The organism is Pseudomonas sp. B611, assembly GCF_055407965.1.
Genome location: NZ_JBUZST010000007.1, coordinates 13,410 through 34,460 on the forward strand (window position 1 = coordinate 13,410; position 21,051 = coordinate 34,460).

A 21,051-nucleotide genomic window follows, 5' to 3' on the forward strand; every position below is an offset into this window, starting at 1 on the left:
AGGCGGTGTGTCAGTCAACATTTTTGGTACTGACAGACCGCCTTCGCGAGCAAGCCCGCTCCCACATTTTGATTGTATTGCCAACTTTAGAACGGGGCCGGGCACTCGAAGCGCAAACGCTCGCCGCTTTGCGGGTGGGTGAAGCTCAGCATGCTTGCGTGCAGGCACAGGCGCGGCCAGGCGGCCAGGGCTTGTTCGTGGGCGTACAGGCCGTCGCCCAGGAGTGGGTGGCCGATAGAAAGCATATGCACGCGCAACTGGTGCGAACGCCCGGTAATCGGCGTCAGCTCCACACGGCACCAGTCGCCACAGCGTTCCAGCACTTTCCAGAAGGTCAGCGCGTGTTTGCCGAACTCGTGGTCCACCACATGGCGTGGCTTGGTGGGCGGGTCGTAGCGCAGGGGCAGGTCGATGCTGCCGCTGTCCAGTTCCGGTTGGCCCCAGGCCAGGGCGGTGTAGGCTTTTTCGGTTTCACGGTCGTGAAATTGGCGGGACAGTTCGCGGTGCGTGTCGGCATCGCGTGCCAGCAGGATGATCCCTGAAGTTTCCCAGTCCAGGCGATGGACGATGCGGGCTTCGGGGTAGCCGTTTTCCTGCAGGCGGGTGATCAGGCAGTCCTTGTTGTCATCGGCGCGGCCAGGCACCGAGAGCAGCAGGGTCGGCTTGTTCACCACCAGGACGGCGTCGTCCTGATGAATGATATGGATATTGGACAACGGCATTAAACAGCCTCGTAACAAACGCCAACGGCGGCTCGCCCACCCAGGTCCCCAAAAGGGAACAAGGTGCGCGAGCCGCCGTGGCGACCGCCTGTTCGCTTAACGATCAGGCAGGGTGATATTGAGTTCCAGAATCGAGCAGCTGCCGTCGTTTTCCAGGGCGACATGCACGTCATCGTTGCCGATATTGACGTACTTGCGGATCACCTCGACCAGTTCCTTCTGCAAGGCTGGCAGGTAGTCCGGCGTGCTGCGTTGGCCGCGTTCGTGCGCCACGATGATCTGTAGACGCTCTTTCGCTACCGACGCGGTACTTGGCTTTTTGTTGGCGCGAAAGAAGTCGAGAAATTTCATTGTTTAGTTGCCTCCAAAGATACGCTCGAAGAATCCCTTCTTCTTTACATCGAGGAAGCGATGTTCCACGGTCTTGCCGAGCAAGCGATCAACCGCATCGCTGTACGCCTGGCCGGCGTCGCTCTGGTCATCAAGAATCACCGGCACGCCCTGGTTGGATGCCTTCAGCACGGCCTGGGATTCCGGGATCACGCCCAGCAGGGTCACTGCAAGGATGTCCTTCACGTCTTCAACACCGAGCATTTCGCCGTTGCTGACGCGCTCAGGGTTGTAACGGGTCAGCAGCAGGTGTTCCTTGATCGGGTCTTCACCTTTTTCGGCGCGCTGGGACTTGCTGGCCAGCAGGCCGAGCATGCGGTCCGAGTCACGTACCGAGGACACTTCCGGGTTGGTCACGACGATGGCTTCATCGGCGAAGTACATCGCCAGGTGAGCGCCGGTTTCGATACCCGCCGGGGAGTCGCACACCACGTATTCGAAGGTTTCCTTCAGTTCAGCGAGGACTTTGCCTACGCCTTCCTTGGTCAACGCATCTTTGTCGCGGGTCTGGCTGGCAGCCAGTACGTACAGGTTCTCAAGGCGCTTGTCCTTGATCAGGGCCTGTTGCAGGTTGGCTTCGCCGTTGACCACGTTGACGAAGTCGTACACCACGCGGCGTTCGCAGCCCATGATCAGGTCGAGGTTGCGCAAACCGACGTCGAAGTCGACGATGACTGTCTTGTGGCCGCGCAGAGCGAGGCCGGTACCGATAGCGGCGCTGGTGGTGGTCTTACCCACACCACCCTTGCCGGATGTAACCACGAGAATCTTGGCCAAGGTGTTTCACCCCTAAGGAAAAAGGACGTTTCAGTCCCTGAAAAACATCTCTTGATACTCGCCGCAGGCGGACAGCCCTTGTAGGGAAAAGACGGGTTTGCGCAGGAAAAACGCCAACCTTCAGATGTTCCTACACAAGTAATGCCAGTTTCGCTGTGCTATCAGAGTCTAGAGATGCTTGGAAAATGCGGCAGTATCCGTTAAAGACGGAGGATGTTCAACACATCGCCCGACAGGCTGACCTGCACCCCCGCCCCCCAGAGCGGATCACGGCGCAAATCTTCGGAAACCTTGTAACGGCCTGCGATGGACACTAGCTCAGCGGTCAATTGCTGGCAAAAAATCCGCGCCTTGGTATCACCCTTGATGCCGGCCAGGGCACGGCCACGCATCGGGCCGTATACATGGATGTTGCCATCGGCGAGAAGTTCCGCCCCGGGACTGACCGAGGAGATCACCACCAGGTCGCTGCCTTCGGCGTAAATCTGCTGCCCGCCGCGTACGGGCGAGGTGATGATCTTTGTAGGCTTGATCGTCGGAGCCGGTGGTTTTTCCGGTTTTTTCTTCTCTTCGGCGACCAATGGTTCGATTGGACGCTCGCGCGCGCCGGACGGCGGCAGTACTGGCAGTTCAATGGCGATGGCCGCGGCAATGTCTTCGATACGGCTGGCACGAATCGCCAGGGTGCGCAGGCCATGGGAGCGGCACACGCGCATCAGGCCGGGCAGGTCGATAAGGCCCTGGCCAGCCGGAAGTTTGTCCAGGGCCAGTACCAGCGGGGCATTGTTGAAAAAGTTCGGCGCCAGGGCGACCTTGGCGGCGAGCTGGCGGTCCAGGGCGTCGAGGTCGTTGCGGGCCAGTTCCAGCACGGTGATGGCGAGCATGCTGCCTTTCAGCTGGAACACGGGATCTTGGTCTAGCGGTTCGGTTTGGCTCATGGTCGGCATAAAGCGGCTTGTCACGAAAAGTGTCGAGACTTATAACGAGAACATCCACTGGCCGCAAGCCGAGTCGAACCGTTGTAGAATGCGCGGCCCTGTCTTTACCGGAATCTGTAATGGATCGCCCGCGTTTTCGAGCTGTATTTTTTCACCCGCGTTTCTGGCTGTTATGGCTGGGGCTCGGCCTGCTGTGGCTGGTCACCCAGTTGCCGTACCGTGCGCTGTTGACCATTGGTCGCCTGCTGGGTGCGGGGATGTACCGTGTGGCCGGCGAACGCCGCCGCATCGCCGCGCGAAACCTGGAACTGTGCTTCCCGGAAAAATCCGCGAAAGAGCGTAAACATTTGCTTAAAGAAAACTTTGCCTCCACCGGCATTGCCTTCTTTGAGATGGCCATGAGCTGGTGGTGGTCGCGCCAGCGCCTGGCGCGCCTGGCCCATGTCGAAGGGCTGGAACACCTCAAGCAGGCCCAGCTGGATGGCAAGGGCGTGATCCTCATGGCCTTGCACTTCACCACCCTGGAGATCGGTGCGGCTCTGCTTGGGCAAAAGCACACCATCGATGGCATGTACCGCGAACACGGCAACCCGTTGTTCGACTTTATCCAGCGCCGTGGCCGTGAGCGCCATAACCTCGACTCCCTGGCCATCGAGCGCGAAGACGTGCGCGGCATGCTCAAGCTGCTGCGCGCCGGCCGTGCGATCTGGTATGCGCCGGATCAGGACTACGGCGCCAAGCAGAGCATCTTTGTGCCGCTGTTCGGCATCCAGGCCGCCACAGTGCCGGCCACCAGCAAGTTCGCCAAGCTGGGCAAGGCGCTGGTGGTGCCGTTCACCCAGGAGCGCCTGGCGGACGGCAGTGGTTACCGGCTGGTGATCCATCCGCCGCTGACCGACTTCCCGGGCGAAAGCGATGAAGCCGACTGCCTGCGTATCAACCAGTGGGTCGAAGCCTCGGTGCGCCAGTGCCCCGAGCAGTACCTGTGGACCCATCGCCGCTTCAAGAGCCGGCCACCGGGCGAGCCCAAGCTGTACGAAAAACGCCGCCGATAAGACAGATGAGCACTTGTGGCGAGGGAGCTTGCTCCCGCTGGAGTGCGAGGCGCTCCCAAGATGTTGGGGCCGCTACGCAGCCCAGCGGGAGCAAGCTCCCTCGCCACAATAAGACCGACCTTTCCCCACATGGAGTGACGCGATGCGCCCAGCTGAACCGGTTACAGGCTTGATTCTTTCCGGCGGTGGGGCGCGAGCGGCGTATCAAGTGGGAGTGTTGGCGGCGATTGCCGAGTTGTTGCCGCCGGGGGCACCCAATCCGTTTCCGGTGATCGTCGGCACCTCGGCCGGCGCGATCAATGCCGTCAGCCTGGCCAGCGGTGCCACGGATTTCACCGCGGCGATCCAGCGCCTGACTGCTTTCTGGCAGGGCTTTCGCAGCCATCTGGTGCTGCGCAGTGATTGGCCGGGGGTGATTCGCCAGGCGAGTCGCTTCTTTATCCATAGTTTGCTGGGCCTGGGCGCTCAGGTGCCGGTGGCGCTGCTCAACAGCAGTCCCCTTAAAGCGTTGCTCAAGGACAAGCTGCATCTGGACGGCATCGACGAGGCCATCCGCAACAAACACCTGCATGCAGTGGCGATCACCGCATTCGGCTACGAATCCGGGCAGGCGGTGACGTTCTATCAGGGCGGCGGCACCATCGACGCCTGGTTGCGCCATCGGCGTATCGGCGTGCCCACGCAATTGTCGGTGGAGCATCTGCTGGCCAGTTCGGCGATCCCGTTGCTGTTCGCCCCGGTCAAACTCGACCACGAATACTTCGGCGATGGTGCCGTGCGGCAATCCGCGCCCATCAGCCCGGCCCTGCACCTAGGCGCCAGCCGTGTGCTGGTGGTGGGCGTCAGCGGCAACCCACGTGGCAATGAGCCGGCCGTGCAGCGTACCTTCACCGGCCAGGAGCCAACCCTGGCGCAGATCGGCGGGCATATGCTCAACAGCACGTTCATTGACAGCCTGGAAAGTGATATCGAGTTGCTGGAACGCCTCAACCAGTTCAGCCATTTCCAACCGGCCGACAGCGCGGCCCGTGGCCTGGCGCCGGTGGAAGTGTTGGTGATTGCGCCGAGCCAGCCCATCGACGAGATCGCGGCACGGCATCGCCAGGAATTGCCGGCGGCGTTGCGTCTGTTCTTGCGGGGGCCGGGGGCGACCAAGACGAGCGGGGCGGGGGTGTTGAGTTACTTGCTGTTCGAGGCGGGGTATTGCAGCGAGTTGATCGAATTGGGGCGGCGGGATGCGTTGGCCAAGCGGGAAGAATTGTCGAAATTCTTGGGCCTCACACCAAACTAAATGTGGGAGCTGGCTTGCCTGCGATAGCGGTATGTCAGCCAATAAAATTGGCACAGACAGATTGCTATCGCAGGCAAGCCAGCTTCCACAAGGAATCGCGGCTAACAGTTAGAAGTGGTACTTGACCAGGAAGCTCGCCGTGTCCTGGTTGGTCTTGAACGCACCGGAATCTTCGATCCCGTACTTGTTCTTCCAGTAGTCGTACTCAAAGCCGACATACAACTGCTTCGCGCCCCAGTTCATCGCCTTGCCCAGGTCATATTTGACCTGCGGGTTGAAGTGCAGGTTGGCGTGGTAGGTGCCACGGGCGTTCTTGTCGTTGTCCACCACCCAATCCATAAAGCCATCGATCAGGATGTCGGAGTTGCCCACTGGCAGGGTGTAGGCCCATACCGGGGTGATCTGCCAAACGCCATCGCCCGGGCGGTTGCCTTCGGTCTGGCGCTGGTAGAAGTTCAGCTGGAAGTAGTCGAAGCCAGGCACGTTCAGGTCAAAGCCAGGGCCGAACAGGTACGACTCGTTGTCGCCTTCGCCGAACTCATAAGTGAAGGCCAGCAACACGTCCTTGATCGGGCCAAAGGACAAGTCTTGGTTGAAGATCTTGCCGAACGACAGGCGTGGGCTGATTTCGCCGTAGTAAGTACTTGGGCCGACGTTGCCGTCTTCTTTGCCGTTGTAAAAGATGCGGTCGACAAAGAGGAAGTTGTCGCCGTACTTCCAGGCATCAGCATGTTCGAACGTGACGGTTTGCTGGATCTGTGGGTTGACGGTGAAGTTCTTGCCCCACAAGTAAGTCAGGCTGTTGTTTTGCCATTGCAGCAGGTCACCGGCCACGGCTTGGCCACCGGCCAGCAGGGATCCCGCCAGCATCAGGCCTTTGAACATAGGTTTCATTCGGTTGCTCCCGAGTTAAAGTTTTGTGGTTTTTCTTCTACGCAGGCGCTCTGGTGTGGCGCCTTTTGGTTCGCTGCAAAAATCGTCTGTTCGGTCAGCTTTAATGCTTTTAGCAAGACCTGCGCCAAGGTGTTTAAAAAGCCAAAAAATCCCCGTCGGCTGCATGAGATGCAGTCGAATTCAGAGGACGTTTGCGCACTTTGGCAGCAGACATTAGGCCGGGATAAGTTGGCCTTGCAGTCAGCTTTTACATTCGCTGTTTTTTTTTGAGTCGATTCGAGCGGGCGCGGAGAATACTGGCTCCAAAGCCTTGGCTCAAGTGCGCTGTTAAAGAGCGCGTGGGGCGAGAATGGGGCACGGCTTGTGGCCGGCCCCGGGTGAATGGCGTGCATGTCGGTGTTCCCTGTTCGTTTTTGTTTTTGTAATTAACGAAGGAATCAATGCGAGTGGGCGACTTCCGGGCGTTCCGCGCCGCCGAGGATGTTGAACAGCACATTCAGCGACAACGCGCTGAGGGTGGCCATGGCAATGCCACTGTGGGTAATCGGGCTCATCCACAGCGGCAGTTGCGCGAAGAACTCTGGGCGTACCACCGGGATCAGGCCCATGCCGATACTCACCGCCACCAGCAGCTGGTTGCGTCGGTCGGCGATGTCGGCTTCCTGGAGGATCTTGATCCCCGTCGCCGCCACCATGCCGAACATGGCAATCGCCGCACCGCCGAGCACCGCCGGCGGAATCGACGCCACCAGGTACGCCGCCTTGGGCAGCAGGCTCAGCACGATGAGGAAGGCGCCGGCCATGATCGTCACCGAGCGGCAACGCACGCCGGTCATCTGCACCAGGCCGATATTTTGCGCGAAGGACGAGTGGGTAAAGGTGTTGAAGAACCCGGCCACAAACGACGCGCCGGCATCACACAGCAGGCCACGGCGGAGCATTTTCGGGGTGACGTCCTGGCCGGTGATCTTGCCCAGCGCGAGAAACATCCCGGTGGACTCGACAAAGATGATCACCACCACCAGGCACATCGACAAGATGGGCGCCAACTCGAACTTGGGCATGCCGAAGTGCAACGGTGTCACCACCTGCACCCACGGCGCCTGGGCCAGGCCGCTGAGGTCGACCATGCCGAGCAGGCCGCACAGCACGTAGCCCAGGCCCATGCCGATCAACACCGAGATGTTCACCCAGAAGCCGCGCATGAAACGGTTGATCAGCAAGATGGTGCCCAGTACCAGCGCAGCAATCGCCAGGTAGATCGGCGAGCCGAAGGTGGCCGCCGCGCTGCCGCCGCCGGCCCAGTTCACGGCCACTGGAAACAGCGACAGGCCGATAGCCGTAATCACCGTGCCGGTGACCAGGGGCGGAAAGAAGCGCACGACCTTGGACATGAACGGCGCGATGATCATGCCAAAGAACCCGGCGGCGATGGTCGCGCCGAAGATCCCCTGCAAGCCGATGCCGGGCATGCCGGCCATGGCCACCATGCTGCCGACGGCGGCGAAACTGGCGCCCATCATCACCGGCATGCGAATGCCCACCGGACCGATGCCGAACGACTGCACCATGGTGGCGATACCGGCCACCAGCAGGTCGGCGTTGATCAAAAAGGCGATTTCTTCACGGCTCAGGCCCGCGGCCTGGCCAATGATCAAGGGCACGGCGACGGCGCCGCCGTACATCAGCAAGACGTGTTGCAGGCCTACCAGAATCAGTTGCAAGAGGGGCAGCCGCACCATGGCGGGTGCGGCAGGAATCTGCGGTTCGGCTAACTCGGTCATGCAACACCTCGGATCTTTTTTATTGTTGTGTTGTTTGGAACGCAATCTTCAAAAACGCTGCAAATTCCCTGTGGGAGCGGGCTTGCTCGCGAATGCGGTGGTTCAGCCACTGATGTGTTGGATGACACACCGCATTCGCGAGCAAGCCCGCTCCCACAGTTGGATTTGTGTGGATCAGTTAGTTGGTACGGGCCCCCTGATTGATCCAGGTGCCAATCAGATCCCGTTCCTGCTGGGTCATCTGGGTGATGTTGCCCAACGGCATGATCTGCGTCGCCACGGCCTGCGCCTGAATACGCGCCGCCTGCTGCTGGATCTGCGCCGGGGTATCAAACATCACTCCACCCGGTGCGGTGCTGAACAGCGGGCTGGTGGGCTTGGCCGAATGGCACACGGCGCAGCGTTCCTGGATCACCCCATGCACTTTGTCGAAATCAATCGACGCCTGCGCGGGTGCAGGTTCGGCAGCAGGCGCAGCGGCAGGTACCGCCGGTTTCAAGCCGCCACCCAATGCCGTTTCCGGCAACGGTTGGTACTCGATGGCCGCAGGGGCCTTGGCCACTTCGGCCACCGGCTTGGGACCGGTCACATAGGCCAGGCTGATCATCGCCAAGGCGCCCACCGGCAAGGTCCACGCGTACTTCTGGCTGTTATGCCGGGTGTTGAAGTAGTGACGGACCAACACGGCGGCCACGGCGATACCGGCCAGGATCAGCCAGTTGTATTGGCTGCCGTAGGTGCTCGGGAAGTGGTTGCTGATCATGATGAACAGCACCGGCAAGGTGAAGTAGTTGTTGTGGCGCGAACGCAGCAAACCCTTGGCCGGCAGCGCCGGGTCTGGCGTGCGGTTCTCGGCGATGGCCGCCACCAGTGCGCGTTGCGCCGGCATGATGATGCGGAACACGTTACCAACCATGATGGTGCCGATCACCGCACCGACATGCAGGTAGGCGCCACGGCCGCTGAACACTTTGCTGAAGCCGTACGCGGCGGCAATCAACAGCACGAACAGGATGAAGCCGAGCAGAGCAGGGCGTTTGCCCAAGGCTGAGTCGCAGAGGAAGGAGTAGATGAACCAGCCGGCGAACAGTGAGCCGATGCCCAGCAAGACGCCTTCGGTGCCGCTGAGGCTGCTGCCGGGGGCGAGCAGGTACAGCGTCGGGTTGAGGTAGAACACCACGCATAGCAGCGCGACGCCCGACATCCAGGTGAAATAGGCTTCCCATTTGAACCAATGCAGGTTGTCCGGCATGGTCGGTGGGGCCAGTTTGTATTTTTCCAGGTGGTAGATACCGCCACCGTGGATCGCCCACAAGTCACCGGCCAGGCCGCTCTTGGGGTTGACGCGATTGAGGTTGTTTTCCAGCCAGACAAAGTAGAAAGAAGCGCCGATCCACGCGACGCCAGTGATCATGTGAACCCAGCGCACGCTAAGGTTCAGCCATTCCAACAGATGTGCTTCCACAGTCTTTACCTCTCGCCTGTCACCCTTGTTGTCGGGTGATCAGACCTTCTCTTATTGGTGGGGGGCGAGGATCAACCGCTCATCCTCTTTGAAAAAATGCTCATCGCAGTTATTGCCTGTGCCACTGCGATCAACCACCAGGAAGTCATCCCGCTTTTCGATCGTCAGCACCGGGTGGTGCCAGACGCCGCGATGGTAATTAATGCCCTGCCTGCCGTTGGTGACGAAGGCGCGGACCAAGCCCGATACAGGTCTATCGCCAAGTGGCGCGACCACGATCAGAAAGGGGTTGCCGAGCAGCGGTATGAAAGCCTGGCTGCCCAGCGGGTGTCTCTCCAGCATGCACACGGTCAGTGGCATGTCCTGCGCGTCGGCGCGGAAGATGCTGATGATGGCGTGGTCTTCAGGCGCAGCGGTTTCGACCGTGGCCAATTTGTGAAAGCGCATGGTCGACCCGTTGTTGATCATGAAGTGATCGCTGCCGTCGGTTTCGATAACGTCTCCGAAGGGGGCGAAGGCTTCTTTGGTCAGGGGTTCGATCACTAGTGTGCGCATGGCTGTCTTCTTATCCGAATTCGATCGTTCCCACGCTCTGCGTGGGAACGCTGCCTTGGACGCTCTGCGTCCGCTCTTTGTGACGCAGAGCGTCACGGGATGCATTCCCACGCGGAGCGTGGGAATGATCGGTGGTTACTTGGCTACTTTGCCCAGAACCCGCAGGCGGCTCACACCACCATCCGGGAACACATTCAGGCGGATGTGGGTAATCGGCCCCAGTGCCTTGATCTGCTCGGCGAAGCTGTGTTCAGCGTGCATTTCCAGCTTCTGCGCCGGCAGCAGTTCGCGCCAGAACAGCGATTGGGTTTCGATCTGGCTGTCGGTGCCGCCTTTCACGAAGGCGCCCTGGATGGAGCAGGTGTCCGGGTAGTTGCCCTTGAAGTGCAGGGTGTCGACGATGATCTTCTCGATCTCGCCCGGGTGGCCCAGCGCGACGATCACCCAGTCATTGCCCGGTGTACGGCGACGCGCGGTTTCCCAGCCGTCGCCCATGTTGATGCCACGGCCCGGGTTGAGGATGTTGCTCATGCGCCCGAAGTGTTCATCGGAGCAGGCCAGCGCACGGCCGCCGTTGAGGGCCGAGGCCAGGTCGACTTGTTCGTTGTCGCCAATCGACGACCAGTCGCGGAACGGAATGCCGTACACACGCAGACGGGCCACGCCGCCATCCGGGTAGATGTTGAAGCGCAGGTGGCTGAAGGCCTTGTCGTTGTTGATCTCGTGGTAGTGGTGGCTGTTGCCTTGCAGCTCGACGGCCGACAGCACTTCCACCCACTGGGTGTTTTCATCAGGGTCGCCCGAGGCCAGGAAGCAGGCTTCCAGCGAGGCCGACGGCGGGAAGTTGCCGGTGAAGAATGAAGTGTCGATGTCCACGCCTTTGATCGAGCCGGGTACGCCCAGGCGGATCACCGCGCTGTCGTAGCCTTCGAAGCGCTTGCGGCGTGATTCCCAGCCGTCCATCCACTTGCCGTTGTCATCGAAAACGCCCTCCTTCCATACGGCCGGGGTCGGCTGGAACAGGCGGTTGGCGTCGGCGAACCAGTCATCGGTCACCGAAAGAATCTTGGTGCCCAGGCGGGCATCGGCCAGGTTGACGAACTTCTCGAAAGGTACGGCGTAAGCTTTCATTCTTCTTGTCTGCCTTAGATAGAGTGGCTGGGGATGGTCGTTTAGAGGGTCAGTAAACGGAACAACGCGATCTTGTTGATCTCGGCCAGTGCGCATTTGAACTCGGTGTCGACCGAGTTGTGGATGCGCGTTTCGAACGCGGCCAGGATCTGATGCCGGTTGCTGCCTTTTACCGCCATGATGAAGGGAAACTTGAACTTGGCCTTGTAGGCATCGTTCAGCTCGGTGAAGCGAGAAAACTCTTCGGCCGTGCATTGGTGAATCCCCGCGCCAGCCTGTTCATCAGTGCTGGCTTGGGTCAGTTGGCCCTGGACGGCAGCTTTGCCGGCCAGGTCCGGGTGAGCGTTGATCAGGGCCAGCTGGCTGGCATGATCGGCGCTCAACAGGATGTCGCTCATGCGCTGGTGCAGGGTTTCGATCTCATCGATCGAAGGGTCCTGGCCCAGGTCGAAGGCCTTTTCGGCCACCCATGGCGAATGTTCGTAGATGTCGGCGAAGGCCTGGACGAATTCGTCACGGCTCAGCGTCGAGGGTTTGAGGGTCTTGAAGGCGGTCATTTGGCGGCTCCCTGGAACGGGTGGGTGTCGTGCCAGTGACGGGCAATGTCGACACGGCGGGTGAACCACACCTGTTCGTGGCCTTTGGCGTATTCGATAAAACGCTTCAATGAGGCCAGGCGTGCAGGGCGGCCAATCAGGCGGCAGTGCAGGCCGATGGAAAGCATTTTCGGTGCCTCGGCGCCTTCGGCGTAGAGCACGTCGAACGCGTCTTTCAAGTAGTCGAAGAAGTCATCGCCCTTGTTGAAACCCTGCACCTGGGTGAAGCGCATATCGTTGGTGTCCAGGGTGTAGGGGATCACCAAGTGCGGCTTGCCGGTGGGGTTGTTGGGCTCCCAATAGGGCAGGTCGTCGTCGTAGGTGTCGCAGTCGTAGAGGAAGCCGCCTTCCTCCATCACCAGCCGCCGCGTATTGGGGCCGGTGCGCCCGGTGTACCAGCCCAGTGGGCGTTCGCCGGTGAGTTCGGTGAGGATGCGGATGGCTTCGAGCATGTGCTCGCGTTCCTGGGCCTCGTCCATGTACTGGTAGTCGATCCAGCGGTAACCGTGGCTGCAGATCTCATGGCCGGCCTCGACCATTGCGCGGATCACATCCGGGTGGCGTTGGGCGGCCATGGCCACGGCGAAGATGGTCAGCGGGATATCGAATTCCTTGAACAGCTTGAGGATGCGCCACACGCCGGCACGGCTGCCGTATTCATACAGCGACTCCATGCTCATGTTGCGCGCGCCCTGCAGCGGCTGGGCCGAGACCATTTCCGAGAGGAACGCCTCGGACTCTTTGTCACCGTGCAAAATGTTGCGCTCACCGCCTTCTTCGTAGTTGAGTACGAAAGACAGCGCAATGCGTGCCTTGCCCGGCCAGTGGGGGTGAGGAGGGTTACTGCCGTAACCGATCAGGTCGCGTGGGTAGTCAGCGCTCACTGCAGTCTTCCTTCTTGTTCGTGATCATTCATGTGGCGGCCGGGCAGTGGAATGACTGGGTGGCGTCACAGCGATGAGTGATTGTATACAACTTATCGCTCACTTTGTAAGCCTACATTTCTGCATTTTTTCCGCAGGTCTCTGTGTAAAGGGTGTAGCAAGAAACTTGCCTGGTTGGTCAGCTAATGGACAAAAGGTCGTTTAAAAGCAAGGATTACTCGTCGATTGGCTGCTCAGGCAATATGGGCGGGGTGATCAAAAGGTTTGTGATTTTTATTGTGTACAATTTTTTTAAAAAGTGTCTTAATCAGCCATCGCCGGCTTTTTCACTGCCCTGAAAAAGTGCGGACCTTTCTTCTACTGACTTCGGGAGGCGCGTAGACGCCATGGGACGTTTGACCACACACGTTTTGGACGCCGCACACGGCTGCCCCGGCAGCGCGATCAAGGTTGAGCTGTATCGCGTCGAAGGCGCGCAGCTGGAACTGGTTGCCAGCGCCCACACCAACAGCGACGGCCGCTGCGACGCGCCATTGTTGCAAGGTGATGATTACCGCAGTGGTGTCTACCAACTGCAATTCAGCGCCGGCGACTACTACCGCGCCCGTGGCGTGCAACTGCCTGAACCGGCTTTTCTCGACGTGGTGGTGCTGCGCTTCGGCATCAGCGCCGAACAGGATCACTACCATGTCCCGCTCCTGATTTCGCCCTACAGCTACTCCACCTATCGCGGTAGCTAGCGTCACCTCGCTTCACACCCCCAAAGCTCTTCGTTGGTTTTTTGCCCGCCCACACTGCGGGCTTTTTTTCGTCCGCTCAAAGGCGTGGCAAGTATGTAAAGCACTGCGCGCGGCAAGCTGCTTAGGCTGGACTTTTGTGTGGGCAGGAGCCAGCCATGAACAACCCTATCGACGCTCAACCTGAAGCATGCGTTCAGACGCTGCTGACCCGGCGGATCAATGCTATTGGCGATCCCGGCAGGCTGATCAATCAGTTGCACAGGGCCCAGACGCGCTGTATCGAAACGGGCAAAGGGCTCAAGCGCTTGATCGTGCGGGCGCCGCGTATTTCACGGATGGTCCGGCGGGTATTGCAGGATGCCTTCGCCCTGAACCCCGATCACCTCTTGTTTACCGAGCCGGGTCAGGTCAATAGCCTCACCGAGCGCGCCCTGGCCTTGCTGGTCGATCCGTTGATACCGGCCAATATCAACCAATTCACTCAGTTGAGTGTCAAGGACGATGGCGCGCGAAAACTGTCCTACAGCCCCCTTCAGGCCCTGGAAAAGGTCAGGGCGCTGGGTTTGCTGGAGCGCTTCAACCAGGCTGCGGCGGCGTACTGGAGTCGCCTGGCCTACGGCTCCTGGCGTACGCGGCGCGAGCGGTGGGTGCAGTTGTATGGTGCGCAGTTTGCCGACCAGGCATTCATTGCGTGTCAGTTGTATGAGCTGTCGGAGCCGGGGTTTGCCATGGTCCGACAAGTGGTGGACGCGCCCACTCCCCAGGCGCGGCGGCTTGCCGGTGGTGAATGGGCGGGTGTGCAGGTGCGTCAGTTGTTCTGGCCGGGGAGCAACCAGGCGGCGCTGGCGATTCCGGGTGCGCTGTATGTTTCACGGGGACCGCTGCACGTCGCCTATCTGCCCGGCCTGGAACGTGGGTTTTATGAGTACCCGTCCTGGGCGCAGATGCAACAAGGGCTGGGGACGTTGCTTCGGGGGCGTTTGTTCACCCTATTGTGGCAGTGCCTGCCGCTGCTTCGGCGTGATGCAGCCCTCGAGCAGGGCCCGATCGTGCATGACGACGCGTTGGCCCACAGTGCATTGGCCCTGCTGGATGGGCAGTGGCACAACGAGCTGGCATGCGCCCTGACGATCAATCACACCGCTGTCGCCGCGTCGGGGCAACCACCGCCCCAGCCCCGTCGCTTTCTTGCCCATATCGAAAAGGCCCGCAAGCACTTGGTGGGCGAGCCACGCCTGGTGCCGTCACTGACGGCCTTGCTGAAATGGGACGGGCAGCGACAGGCGGCGCAGGTCATGTTGGGGCGTTTTACCCCGGGGCTTTCACTGGCCGGTCGTGAGCACCGGGTGCGCCGTCATGAAAACGGCCTGTTCGCGTTGCTCGATAGCCAAGACCTGGCAAAAGACACTGAGCCCTATCTGGCATTTGTGGCCCTGCAAGCGCGCTGGCAGATGCAGCGCGAACGCGTGCGGCAGTGGACCGAGGTTGCGCCCGAGCGTGCTTTCGATCCCGCATTCTGGCTGGAGCGCCCGGACGGCACCCGCAAGCGTGCGACCCTGATGCTTGAGGCCCGGCGCCAGGCGCTGCTTGCCGAAGCGGAGTTGCTGCGGCGTGCACAGCTGATCAGTGCGGCGCATCGGCAGTGCCTCGTCGATGTGCTGGAGACGCCCCTGGCCGGTCAGCGCACCGGCAGTGACGCGTGTGTATTGCGTATCCGAGTGGGACGCGAAGGAGAACGCGGCGTACCGTTGCACGATGTGTTTGTGGTGACCACGCGCAAGGGGCACAGGCATCCCACTCGGCAACAGCCGGCACTGCTGGTGGTGGGCGGGGCACACGGCGGGATGCCGGCGTTCAACTGCCTGGCTGACTTGAGCCACAGCCTGCAGGCCAGCCTGCAAAGCCCTGACGGTTCGCCGTTGTGGTGCAGCGTTGCGCGGGATCAGCGTGCCCTGCGCGGGGCGGGGGGTGAAGTGACTTACGCGCCGGTCACCGGCAATGTCCTGCATGAAGGGTTCAATGCACTGCTCAAGCTGTATGCCCGGCTCGCTGCACAACTGGATGACAAGGTCCGGCTGTACAGCGAGGTCAGCGACCCCGCCCTGGCTCGGCTGTTGCTGGCCGATGAGCTGCACGAACACTTGCAGGTGCCGGAGGACGACGCCCGAATGTTGGCGTTGGCCAATGTACAGTTGTTGCGCGTTGCCGCGACACAGGCGAAAAAATTGCCTGCATGGCTCGGCACCACCACCGCAACACTGCGCCAGCGCTACAGGCATTTGCAAAACCACTACCTGACCAGCGCCGTGGCTTTTGAGGAAAAACTCTGGAGCCTGCTGCCTGAGCTGGAAGATTTTGCCCGCGAGCGACTGATCGCACAGCTGACCCTGGATGGCTTCTATCCGCAACTGGATATCGACCGTCCACTGTTCGATATTCCCGACGATGTCAGCGCGCATTTTTGTGGCTTGTCGAGCCAATGCGTGGTGGGTGACCGGCACGTGAAAAAGGTCGTAAGCGCGCAACGCAGCACCTACAGCCTGCTGCAATTGGCCCTGCATAACCTTGACCCCCAGGCGCCATGGACCGAATGGCGGCTGAACCGTGCCCGCTATCTGGACCCCGGCTGGAAAGATCGCCTGAGCGTGCGCTACCTGATCAAGACCCTGTCCGCCCTGGACATCGGCGGGCATTACGAAGCACGCATCCGCCAGGTGTTTTATCCGGAGTCGGACAACCCAGGCCTTTCCCCGGTACTCAGCTACCGGGTCGTTTGGCAGCACGCACGATGGCAGCTGTTTGCGGCCGAACAGCAAGGTCTGAGCAGCCAGGGGCGCAGTCTGTTCAATACCGCCATCGCCGCCCGCGTCCCCGACGACCTGGAGCGCAATGGTCATAGCGTGCGACTGTGTTTCGTCCGGTTGGTGGGCTACACCCTTGAGCATGACCGGCACATTGCCGGGATGCTGGTGTTGTTTGACCGGGTATCGCAACGCTGTGTGGTGTATTGGCCGACGGCGCAGGGTTTTCCAGTGATCAGCGAATACCCGGACTGGGATGCCATGAGGAACACCCTCAACCGCACCTGTGCTTTGCCCGAGCCGATCAAGGTGCTGGCTCGGCAGGTTGCACCTGGCTGGGCGCATGAAGCGCTGGCCAGTTATCCCGGGGCGCCGCCGTCAACCGAATCGGCGCGGGGTGCCTTTGGGCGATTCCGCATGAAGGGCTTTTTTATCTTGGCGATAGGCGAGGCCGTTTCTCGGTTTATACGTTCGTTCAAGGTGCGCCATCGCGTGGCGTCCGTGCTGCCGGAGGAGATCGAGACGCAGATCCGCGAGCAGATCCAGGCAGTTGCGTCACGTTGGCTGGAGATCGGCGTCACTGACCACAGCCATGCAGCGGCGTTGCTGGTACATGCGCGGTTGTTTGAAATCCAGCGTCTTAGCCAGGCCAGTGCCCGCTCCGCCCACGCCTTGGCGGAGTATCGCGAACTGCGCCTGGGTGAACAGCGCGCGGCGACGGTGCGTGGTGCGTTGTCGTTTATTCCGCTGATTGGCGTGGGGATAAGTGTGTACGAGCTGCTGCTGGCTGCACGGCACTATCACCACAGTGGCGATCCCAAGGCGGCGGTGGACGTGGCCTTTCTGACGTTGATCGCCTTTGTCGATGTGCTCACGGCATTGGTGCCTGGCCCCAAGGGGCTTTCCAGCGCCGGTTCCGCGACCGCACGGGCAACGATACGCAATGCCATGGTGCACTTTTCGCAGCGCCAAGCCCTGGCGGGCCTGAAGCGATCATTGCCCAGGCCGCTGAAGCTGTTGGAGCGTTACAAGAAAGGCGGCGTGCCCAGTGATGCGCTGCAGTTGCAAGGCCCGGGGAACAGAGGCAGTTACATCAAGGATGGTGAGCAGTTTGTCGTTATCGATCGCGAGCGCTACCCGGTATACCGGCGCAAGGATGAGCAAGTGCTGCGTTTTAGAAGCCAGCAAGCTGACGGCCAGGATGAATTGATCCTGTACATCGACGAGCCGCGAGAGTGGCTGCTGGGCGCCGATGCGCCGCAGCCGCAACCAGGGCCCAGTGCAGCCCCGTGGCGACCTTGGGCTTCATCGTCGCCAGCAACTGAATGGGCGCGGCCTGCGCCAGCGTTGCTGGAGCAAGCGATACGTCAATCGCCAGAGGCGCCTGGCGGTTGGCAGGTGTGGGGATTCGTGACGGAAATGGCGTTAATTGAAGCAACGCCACCCAGGAATATCTTCACGGTAGCCAGCGCGACGCCCGACCAGGCCTTCAGCGTGATGAGGCTGGGAACTCGCTATTACCGGCTATTGCCCGAGGCGCAGGGGGGCTTGTCGCAGCGCCTGGTGTTCATCACGCCCAACCATGCCGTGGTCCACCCGGCATCCATCGACGTGTACTTCTGGACCGGGCCAGGCATTGCAAACCAGCCGATCCCGGCGACCCTGGGAGCCAATGGCGTTTGGACGTTGCATCGAGGGTTGTTTACGGAACCGGTGTCGGCGTCGTTGAACCGGGCCTTTCCATTGATGACCCGTAGCAGTCGGCATTTTTTGCTGGAGCGTCTGTTGCATCTGTCGGACTCCAGTGGGAGCACGCTTACCGCCAAGCAGTGGTTCGATCTCAGGGCGACGCTCGACAGATGGCTGGCCCCGGCTGCCGTGGGGCAGACGGATGATTTGTTGAGGCTGTTGCGACCCATCGAGAGCTCGACCAGGACCAGTATCTTCATTGGCGACGAAGGCCTGACCCCAGGGTTTGATCGCATGGACTTCCATTTGACGCAGGCCCCCCAGGCTTCGTTGCAAGCAGCGACTCAGCACAATCTGACTGCGCGACGTCACTTGGCCCAGGGGCAGGTTCGAACGCATCTTGAGCGGATGGGGTTCAGCTTGCACGCGGTGGAAAAACGCCTTGGCGCCTTGCAGGCGTCGGATTTCTACTGCACGCATCCACAGTCCGACACTGTGTATTTCGTCATGACGCGCTGGGCGAGTGGCAGCTCGCTGGATCTAAAGGCCCGCGTGGGCATTCAAATGAGCGATGAGTGGTTCCGGCACCGGTTTTTCACGACACACATCGACGCCTATGCGCCGATCTCTGCGGCGATGAGAGAAGGGCGCCTGGTGAAGATCATTGCCGGTGTGCAATGGACGTCCAGGCGTGACCCTTCGGTCTATTTCGTCAGGTTCGGCAACGTTATGCCCGGAGCAAAGCAGCAACGCCCGCGCTACCAAAGAAGGCGGCACTGACCCGGTTGAACCAGCCCTGGCCGCTGCCGCTGCGCAGATACCGTGCCGCACCGTGCGCGCCGAGGCCGTAGGCCAGCTTGCAGAGCAGGTCGAGCAGGGTCCAGGTGGCAATCATGATCAGCAGCTGTGGCAGGAATGGCTGCTGGCTGCTGAGAAATTGCGGCAGGAACGCGGCGAAGAAGAGGATGTCCTTCGGGTTGCTGGCGCCCAGCACAAAGGCACGCCCGAACAGTGTGCGAAAGCGCGGTACGGCGGCCAGTTGCGGTACTTCGGCACCCTGGGCCGGTTGCCGCGACTGCTGCCAGCTCTGCCAGGCGAGGTAGAACAGGTACGCCGCGCCGACGATCTTCAGGGCGCTGAACAGTTGCTCGGAGGCCAGCAACAGCGCGCCCAGCCCCAGGGCCGACGCGCTGAGCAGGCAGATCGAGGCAAACACCCCACCGAGAAACGCTGGATACGAACGGCGCAGGCCGTAGTTCAGACTATTGCTGATCATCAACAGTGACAGTGGCCCCGGGATCAGGATCACCACCAATGCCGCGCCGCTGAACAGTAGCCAGGTTTCCAGGTTCATCATGTACTCCGTTTTTATAGAAATATGAATTTGGCGATAAAGATCGCGCACAGCACCCACAGGCTCACCGAAATCTCGCGGTACTTGCCGGTGCCCGCCTTGAGCGCCACGTAAGTGATAAAGCCCAAGGCGATACCGTCGGCTACCGAAAAGGTCAGCGGCATCATGATCGCGGTCACGATGGCCGGAATGCTGTCAGTGGCTTCATCCCAATTGATGTGAGCCATGCTTGCCATCATCAGCATCGCCACGTAGATCAGCGCGCCAGCGGTGGCATAGGCCGGGATCATGCCGGCCAGCGGTGCAAAAAACATCGCGGCTACAAACAGCACGCCCACGGTCACAGCAGTCAGCCCGGTACGGCCGCCAGCGGCAACACCCGCGGCGCTTTCCACGTAGCTGGTCACCGGCGGTACACCGACCATCGCGCCGAACACGCTGGAAGCGCTATCGGCCTTCAAGGCGCGGGACAGGTTATCGATCTTGCCATCGGCATTCACCAGGCCGGCCCGTTGCGCGACGCCCATCAGTGTACCTGCGGTGTCGAACATGTGTACAAAAAGAAAGGCAAATACCACGCTAATCATGCTGACATTGAATACACCTTTTATGTCCATGGCCATCCAAGTGGGCGCCAGGCTCGGCGGGGTGGAGACCATGCCGTTGTAGTGCACCAGGCCCAGGCCCCAGCCGGCCAGGGTCACGGCGATGATGCTGATGAGGATCGCGCCGAAGACGCGGTGGTAGCTGAGGATCGCGATCAGCAGGAAACACACGGCCGCGAGCAAGGGCGCCGGTTCATGCAGGGAACCGAGCTTGATCAGCGTCGCCGGGCTCTCGACGATAATCCCAGCGGTCTTCAGGCCGATCACCCCGAGGAACAAGCCGACACCCGCGCCCATGGCATGGCGCAGGCTCACCGGAATACTGTTGAGCAACCACTCACGCACCCGCGACAGCGTCAGGCCCATGAACAGCACGCCCGAGATAAACACCGCGCCCAGCGCGGTTTCCCAGGTGTAGCCCATGGTGCCGACCACGGTGTAGGTGAAAAACGCATTCAGGCCCATGCCCGGCGCCAGGCCCACCGGCCAGTTGGCGTACAGGCCCATCAGCAGGCAGCCCAGGGCGGCGGCGATGCAGGTGGCGACGAACGCCGCGCCGTGGTCGATGCCGGCGTCGGCCATGATGTTGGGGTTGACGAAGATGATGTAGGCCATGGTGATAAAGGTGGTGAGGCCGGCGATCAATTCGGTCCTCACTGTGGTGCCATGCAAGCGCAGTTTGAACAGGCGTTCCAGCCAGCTGTTGCTGGGCGGGGAGAGGTCCAGCGTCGGGGCTTCAGATTTGCGGCTATCCACAGCAAGTACTCCTCAAGAGTTTTATTGTTATTTCCAGCGCCGGTCACAGATGTGGGCAACAGCGCTTTGAGGTACTGGCGGGTTTTGTTGACCAACAGGTCAGGAACTCGCACGAGGCGAATTATGCTTTTGTATACAAAGAAAGCAAATAATGTTTTCGAATGATGCTGTGGAAGGCGATAGAAGGTTAGTTTGCCGCACTCAGTGCCTGATTCACCGCCAGCCATCCGGCAACGGCTTGTTCGCCGGCGTCACTGAAGGCGCGTTGCAACAGTTTGACCTGCTCACGTCGCAACGACTGTTCAAAACGTTGCCCTTCTTCGCTCAATTGCAGCAGGCGTTTGCGCTTGTCGCTCTCGGACGCAACGCTGTCTACCAGGTGCATTTCCTGCAATTGGCGCAGCGGCATATTCAGCGCCTGCTTGCTCACGCCAAGCAATTCCAGTAGCTCTTTCACGCTCAACGTCGGGTAACGCGCGATAAAAAACACAATGCGCTGGTGTACCCGGCTCAAGCCACGGCGTTCGAGCATTTCGTCGGCTTTGGCGGTGAACGCCTGGTAGCCGAAGAAGAACGCTTCCATGGCTTCTTGCTGGGCAGCTGGGTTTTTAAGGTCAAGCATAT

At 60.7% G+C, this 21,051-nt stretch carries 19 protein-coding genes; 4 read left to right on the forward strand and 15 right to left on the reverse strand.

Annotated features, from left to right (window positions below; all coding sequences use genetic code 11):
• Positions 1 to 86: 86 nt before the first annotated feature.
• The 4 genes from ACZRMO_RS16835 to minC form a co-directional block, all read right to left on the reverse strand.
• Complete coding sequence (locus ACZRMO_RS16835; RefSeq protein ID WP_017737534.1) at positions 87 to 722, reverse strand: RluA family pseudouridine synthase; 636 nt, start codon at positions 720 to 722, stop codon at positions 87 to 89.
• Positions 723 to 818: 96 nt separating this feature from the next.
• Positions 819 to 1,073, reverse strand: coding sequence for a cell division topological specificity factor MinE (minE, locus tag ACZRMO_RS16840; protein ID WP_003175252.1), 255 nt, complete (start codon positions 1,071 to 1,073; stop codon positions 819 to 821).
• A 3-nt stretch (positions 1,074 to 1,076) separates the two neighbouring features.
• Positions 1,077 to 1,889, reverse strand: a complete 813-nt coding sequence (gene minD, locus ACZRMO_RS16845; protein WP_017737535.1) for a septum site-determining protein MinD — start codon at positions 1,887 to 1,889, stop codon at positions 1,077 to 1,079.
• A 200-nt stretch (positions 1,890 to 2,089) separates the two neighbouring features.
• On the reverse strand, positions 2,090 to 2,827 hold the full coding sequence (minC, locus tag ACZRMO_RS16850) for a septum site-determining protein MinC (protein WP_463973551.1): 738 nt from the start codon (positions 2,825 to 2,827) through the stop codon (positions 2,090 to 2,092).
• Between the two features lie 119 nt (positions 2,828 to 2,946).
• Here minC and ACZRMO_RS16855 point away from each other — a divergent pair, with 119 nt between their 5' ends.
• The gene (locus tag ACZRMO_RS16855) at positions 2,947 to 3,882 is read left to right on the forward strand and encodes a lipid A biosynthesis lauroyl acyltransferase (RefSeq protein ID WP_124526466.1); all 936 of its coding nucleotides are present in this window, start codon (positions 2,947 to 2,949) and stop codon (positions 3,880 to 3,882) included.
• Between the two features lie 142 nt (positions 3,883 to 4,024).
• Positions 4,025 to 5,173 carry a patatin-like phospholipase family protein gene (locus ACZRMO_RS16860; protein ID WP_463973552.1) on the forward strand — a complete coding sequence of 383 codons (1,149 nt, stop codon included), beginning with the start codon at positions 4,025 to 4,027 and terminating at the stop codon, positions 5,171 to 5,173.
• A gap of 108 nt (positions 5,174 to 5,281) precedes the next feature.
• On the opposite strand, the gene ACZRMO_RS16865 is transcribed toward ACZRMO_RS16860, so the two are convergent.
• From ACZRMO_RS16865 to puuE, 8 genes are all read right to left on the reverse strand, one after another.
• Positions 5,282 to 6,067 (reverse strand): outer membrane protein OmpK, encoded by a 786-nt coding sequence (locus ACZRMO_RS16865; protein WP_124529478.1) that lies wholly within the window; start codon positions 6,065 to 6,067, stop codon positions 5,282 to 5,284.
• A complete protein-coding gene (locus ACZRMO_RS16870) occupies positions 6,064 to 6,459 on the reverse strand; it encodes a hypothetical protein (RefSeq protein WP_124529480.1) in 396 nt (131 codons plus the stop codon). The genes ACZRMO_RS16865 and ACZRMO_RS16870 overlap by 4 nt, the downstream gene beginning before the upstream one ends.
• 45 nt (positions 6,460 to 6,504) lie before the next feature.
• Positions 6,505 to 7,851 (reverse strand): nucleobase:cation symporter-2 family protein, encoded by a 1,347-nt coding sequence (locus tag ACZRMO_RS16875; RefSeq protein ID WP_017737540.1) that lies wholly within the window; start codon positions 7,849 to 7,851, stop codon positions 6,505 to 6,507.
• A gap of 178 nt (positions 7,852 to 8,029) precedes the next feature.
• Positions 8,030 to 9,316: a urate hydroxylase PuuD gene (locus ACZRMO_RS16880; RefSeq protein WP_463973553.1), complete on the reverse strand. Its 1,287-nt coding sequence runs from the start codon at positions 9,314 to 9,316 to the stop codon at positions 8,030 to 8,032.
• A 51-nt stretch (positions 9,317 to 9,367) separates the two neighbouring features.
• On the reverse strand, positions 9,368 to 9,871 hold the full coding sequence (locus ACZRMO_RS16885; protein ID WP_463973554.1) for an ureidoglycolate lyase: 504 nt from the start codon (positions 9,869 to 9,871) through the stop codon (positions 9,368 to 9,370).
• A 135-nt stretch (positions 9,872 to 10,006) separates the two neighbouring features.
• Positions 10,007 to 11,002, reverse strand: coding sequence for an allantoicase (gene alc / locus ACZRMO_RS16890; RefSeq protein WP_207045003.1), 996 nt, complete (start codon positions 11,000 to 11,002; stop codon positions 10,007 to 10,009).
• Between the two features lie 41 nt (positions 11,003 to 11,043).
• Positions 11,044 to 11,559 (reverse strand): 2-oxo-4-hydroxy-4-carboxy-5-ureidoimidazoline decarboxylase, encoded by a 516-nt coding sequence (gene uraD / locus ACZRMO_RS16895; protein WP_124529486.1) that lies wholly within the window; start codon positions 11,557 to 11,559, stop codon positions 11,044 to 11,046.
• Positions 11,556 to 12,482, reverse strand: coding sequence for an allantoinase PuuE (puuE, locus tag ACZRMO_RS16900; RefSeq protein ID WP_463973555.1), 927 nt, complete (start codon positions 12,480 to 12,482; stop codon positions 11,556 to 11,558). The genes uraD and puuE overlap by 4 nt, the downstream gene beginning before the upstream one ends.
• Positions 12,483 to 12,868: 386 nt before the next feature.
• Between puuE and uraH the strand changes: the two genes are divergently transcribed.
• Together uraH and ACZRMO_RS16910 are read left to right on the forward strand one after the other, a co-directional pair.
• Positions 12,869 to 13,222, forward strand: coding sequence for a hydroxyisourate hydrolase (gene uraH, locus ACZRMO_RS16905; protein ID WP_124529490.1), 354 nt, complete (start codon positions 12,869 to 12,871; stop codon positions 13,220 to 13,222).
• Positions 13,223 to 13,377: 155 nt separating this feature from the next.
• Positions 13,378 to 18,492, forward strand: coding sequence for a dermonecrotic toxin domain-containing protein (locus ACZRMO_RS16910; RefSeq protein ID WP_463973556.1), 5,115 nt, complete (start codon positions 13,378 to 13,380; stop codon positions 18,490 to 18,492).
• Here the strand turns inward: ACZRMO_RS16910 and ACZRMO_RS16915 are convergent.
• The 3 genes from ACZRMO_RS16915 to ACZRMO_RS16925 form a co-directional block, all read right to left on the reverse strand.
• Positions 18,440 to 19,066 carry a LysE family translocator gene (locus ACZRMO_RS16915; protein WP_124529494.1) on the reverse strand — a complete coding sequence of 209 codons (627 nt, stop codon included), beginning with the start codon at positions 19,064 to 19,066 and terminating at the stop codon, positions 18,440 to 18,442. The two genes, ACZRMO_RS16910 and ACZRMO_RS16915, sit on opposite strands and share 53 nt — an antisense overlap.
• A 14-nt stretch (positions 19,067 to 19,080) precedes the next feature.
• Complete coding sequence (locus ACZRMO_RS16920; RefSeq protein WP_463973557.1) at positions 19,081 to 20,427, reverse strand: NCS2 family permease; 1,347 nt, start codon at positions 20,425 to 20,427, stop codon at positions 19,081 to 19,083.
• Between the two features lie 187 nt (positions 20,428 to 20,614).
• Positions 20,615 to 21,049 (reverse strand): MarR family transcriptional regulator, encoded by a 435-nt coding sequence (locus ACZRMO_RS16925; RefSeq protein ID WP_463973558.1) that lies wholly within the window; start codon positions 21,047 to 21,049, stop codon positions 20,615 to 20,617.
• Between the last annotated feature and the right edge of the window lie 2 nt (positions 21,050 to 21,051).

Bases quoted from the DNA above. Each gene is read 5' to 3' on its own strand.
- minC (WP_463973551.1), bottom strand. From the start codon at position 2,827: ATGAGCCAAACCGAACCGCTAGACCAAGATCCCGTGTTCCAGCTGAAA.
- ACZRMO_RS16910 (WP_463973556.1), top strand. From the start codon at position 13,378: ATGAACAACCCTATCGACGCTCAACCTGAAGCATGCGTTCAGACGCTG.
- ACZRMO_RS16860 (WP_463973552.1), top strand. From the start codon at position 4,025: ATGCGCCCAGCTGAACCGGTTACAGGCTTGATTCTTTCCGGCGGTGGG.
- ACZRMO_RS16875 (WP_017737540.1), bottom strand. From the start codon at position 7,851: ATGACCGAGTTAGCCGAACCGCAGATTCCTGCCGCACCCGCCATGGTG.
- ACZRMO_RS16885 (WP_463973554.1), bottom strand. From the start codon at position 9,871: ATGCGCACACTAGTGATCGAACCCCTGACCAAAGAAGCCTTCGCCCCC.
- ACZRMO_RS16925 (WP_463973558.1), bottom strand. From the start codon at position 21,049: ATGCTTGACCTTAAAAACCCAGCTGCCCAGCAAGAAGCCATGGAAGCG.
- ACZRMO_RS16865 (WP_124529478.1), bottom strand. From the start codon at position 6,067: ATGAAACCTATGTTCAAAGGCCTGATGCTGGCGGGATCCCTGCTGGCC.
- uraH (WP_124529490.1), top strand. From the start codon at position 12,869: ATGGGACGTTTGACCACACACGTTTTGGACGCCGCACACGGCTGCCCC.
- minE (WP_003175252.1), bottom strand. From the start codon at position 1,073: ATGAAATTTCTCGACTTCTTTCGCGCCAACAAAAAGCCAAGTACCGCG.
- ACZRMO_RS16835 (WP_017737534.1), bottom strand. From the start codon at position 722: ATGCCGTTGTCCAATATCCATATCATTCATCAGGACGACGCCGTCCTG.
- alc (WP_207045003.1), bottom strand. From the start codon at position 11,002: ATGAAAGCTTACGCCGTACCTTTCGAGAAGTTCGTCAACCTGGCCGAT.
- ACZRMO_RS16855 (WP_124526466.1), top strand. From the start codon at position 2,947: ATGGATCGCCCGCGTTTTCGAGCTGTATTTTTTCACCCGCGTTTCTGG.
- ACZRMO_RS16915 (WP_124529494.1), bottom strand. From the start codon at position 19,066: ATGAACCTGGAAACCTGGCTACTGTTCAGCGGCGCGGCATTGGTGGTG.
- ACZRMO_RS16870 (WP_124529480.1), bottom strand. From the start codon at position 6,459: ATGCACGCCATTCACCCGGGGCCGGCCACAAGCCGTGCCCCATTCTCG.
- uraD (WP_124529486.1), bottom strand. From the start codon at position 11,559: ATGACCGCCTTCAAGACCCTCAAACCCTCGACGCTGAGCCGTGACGAA.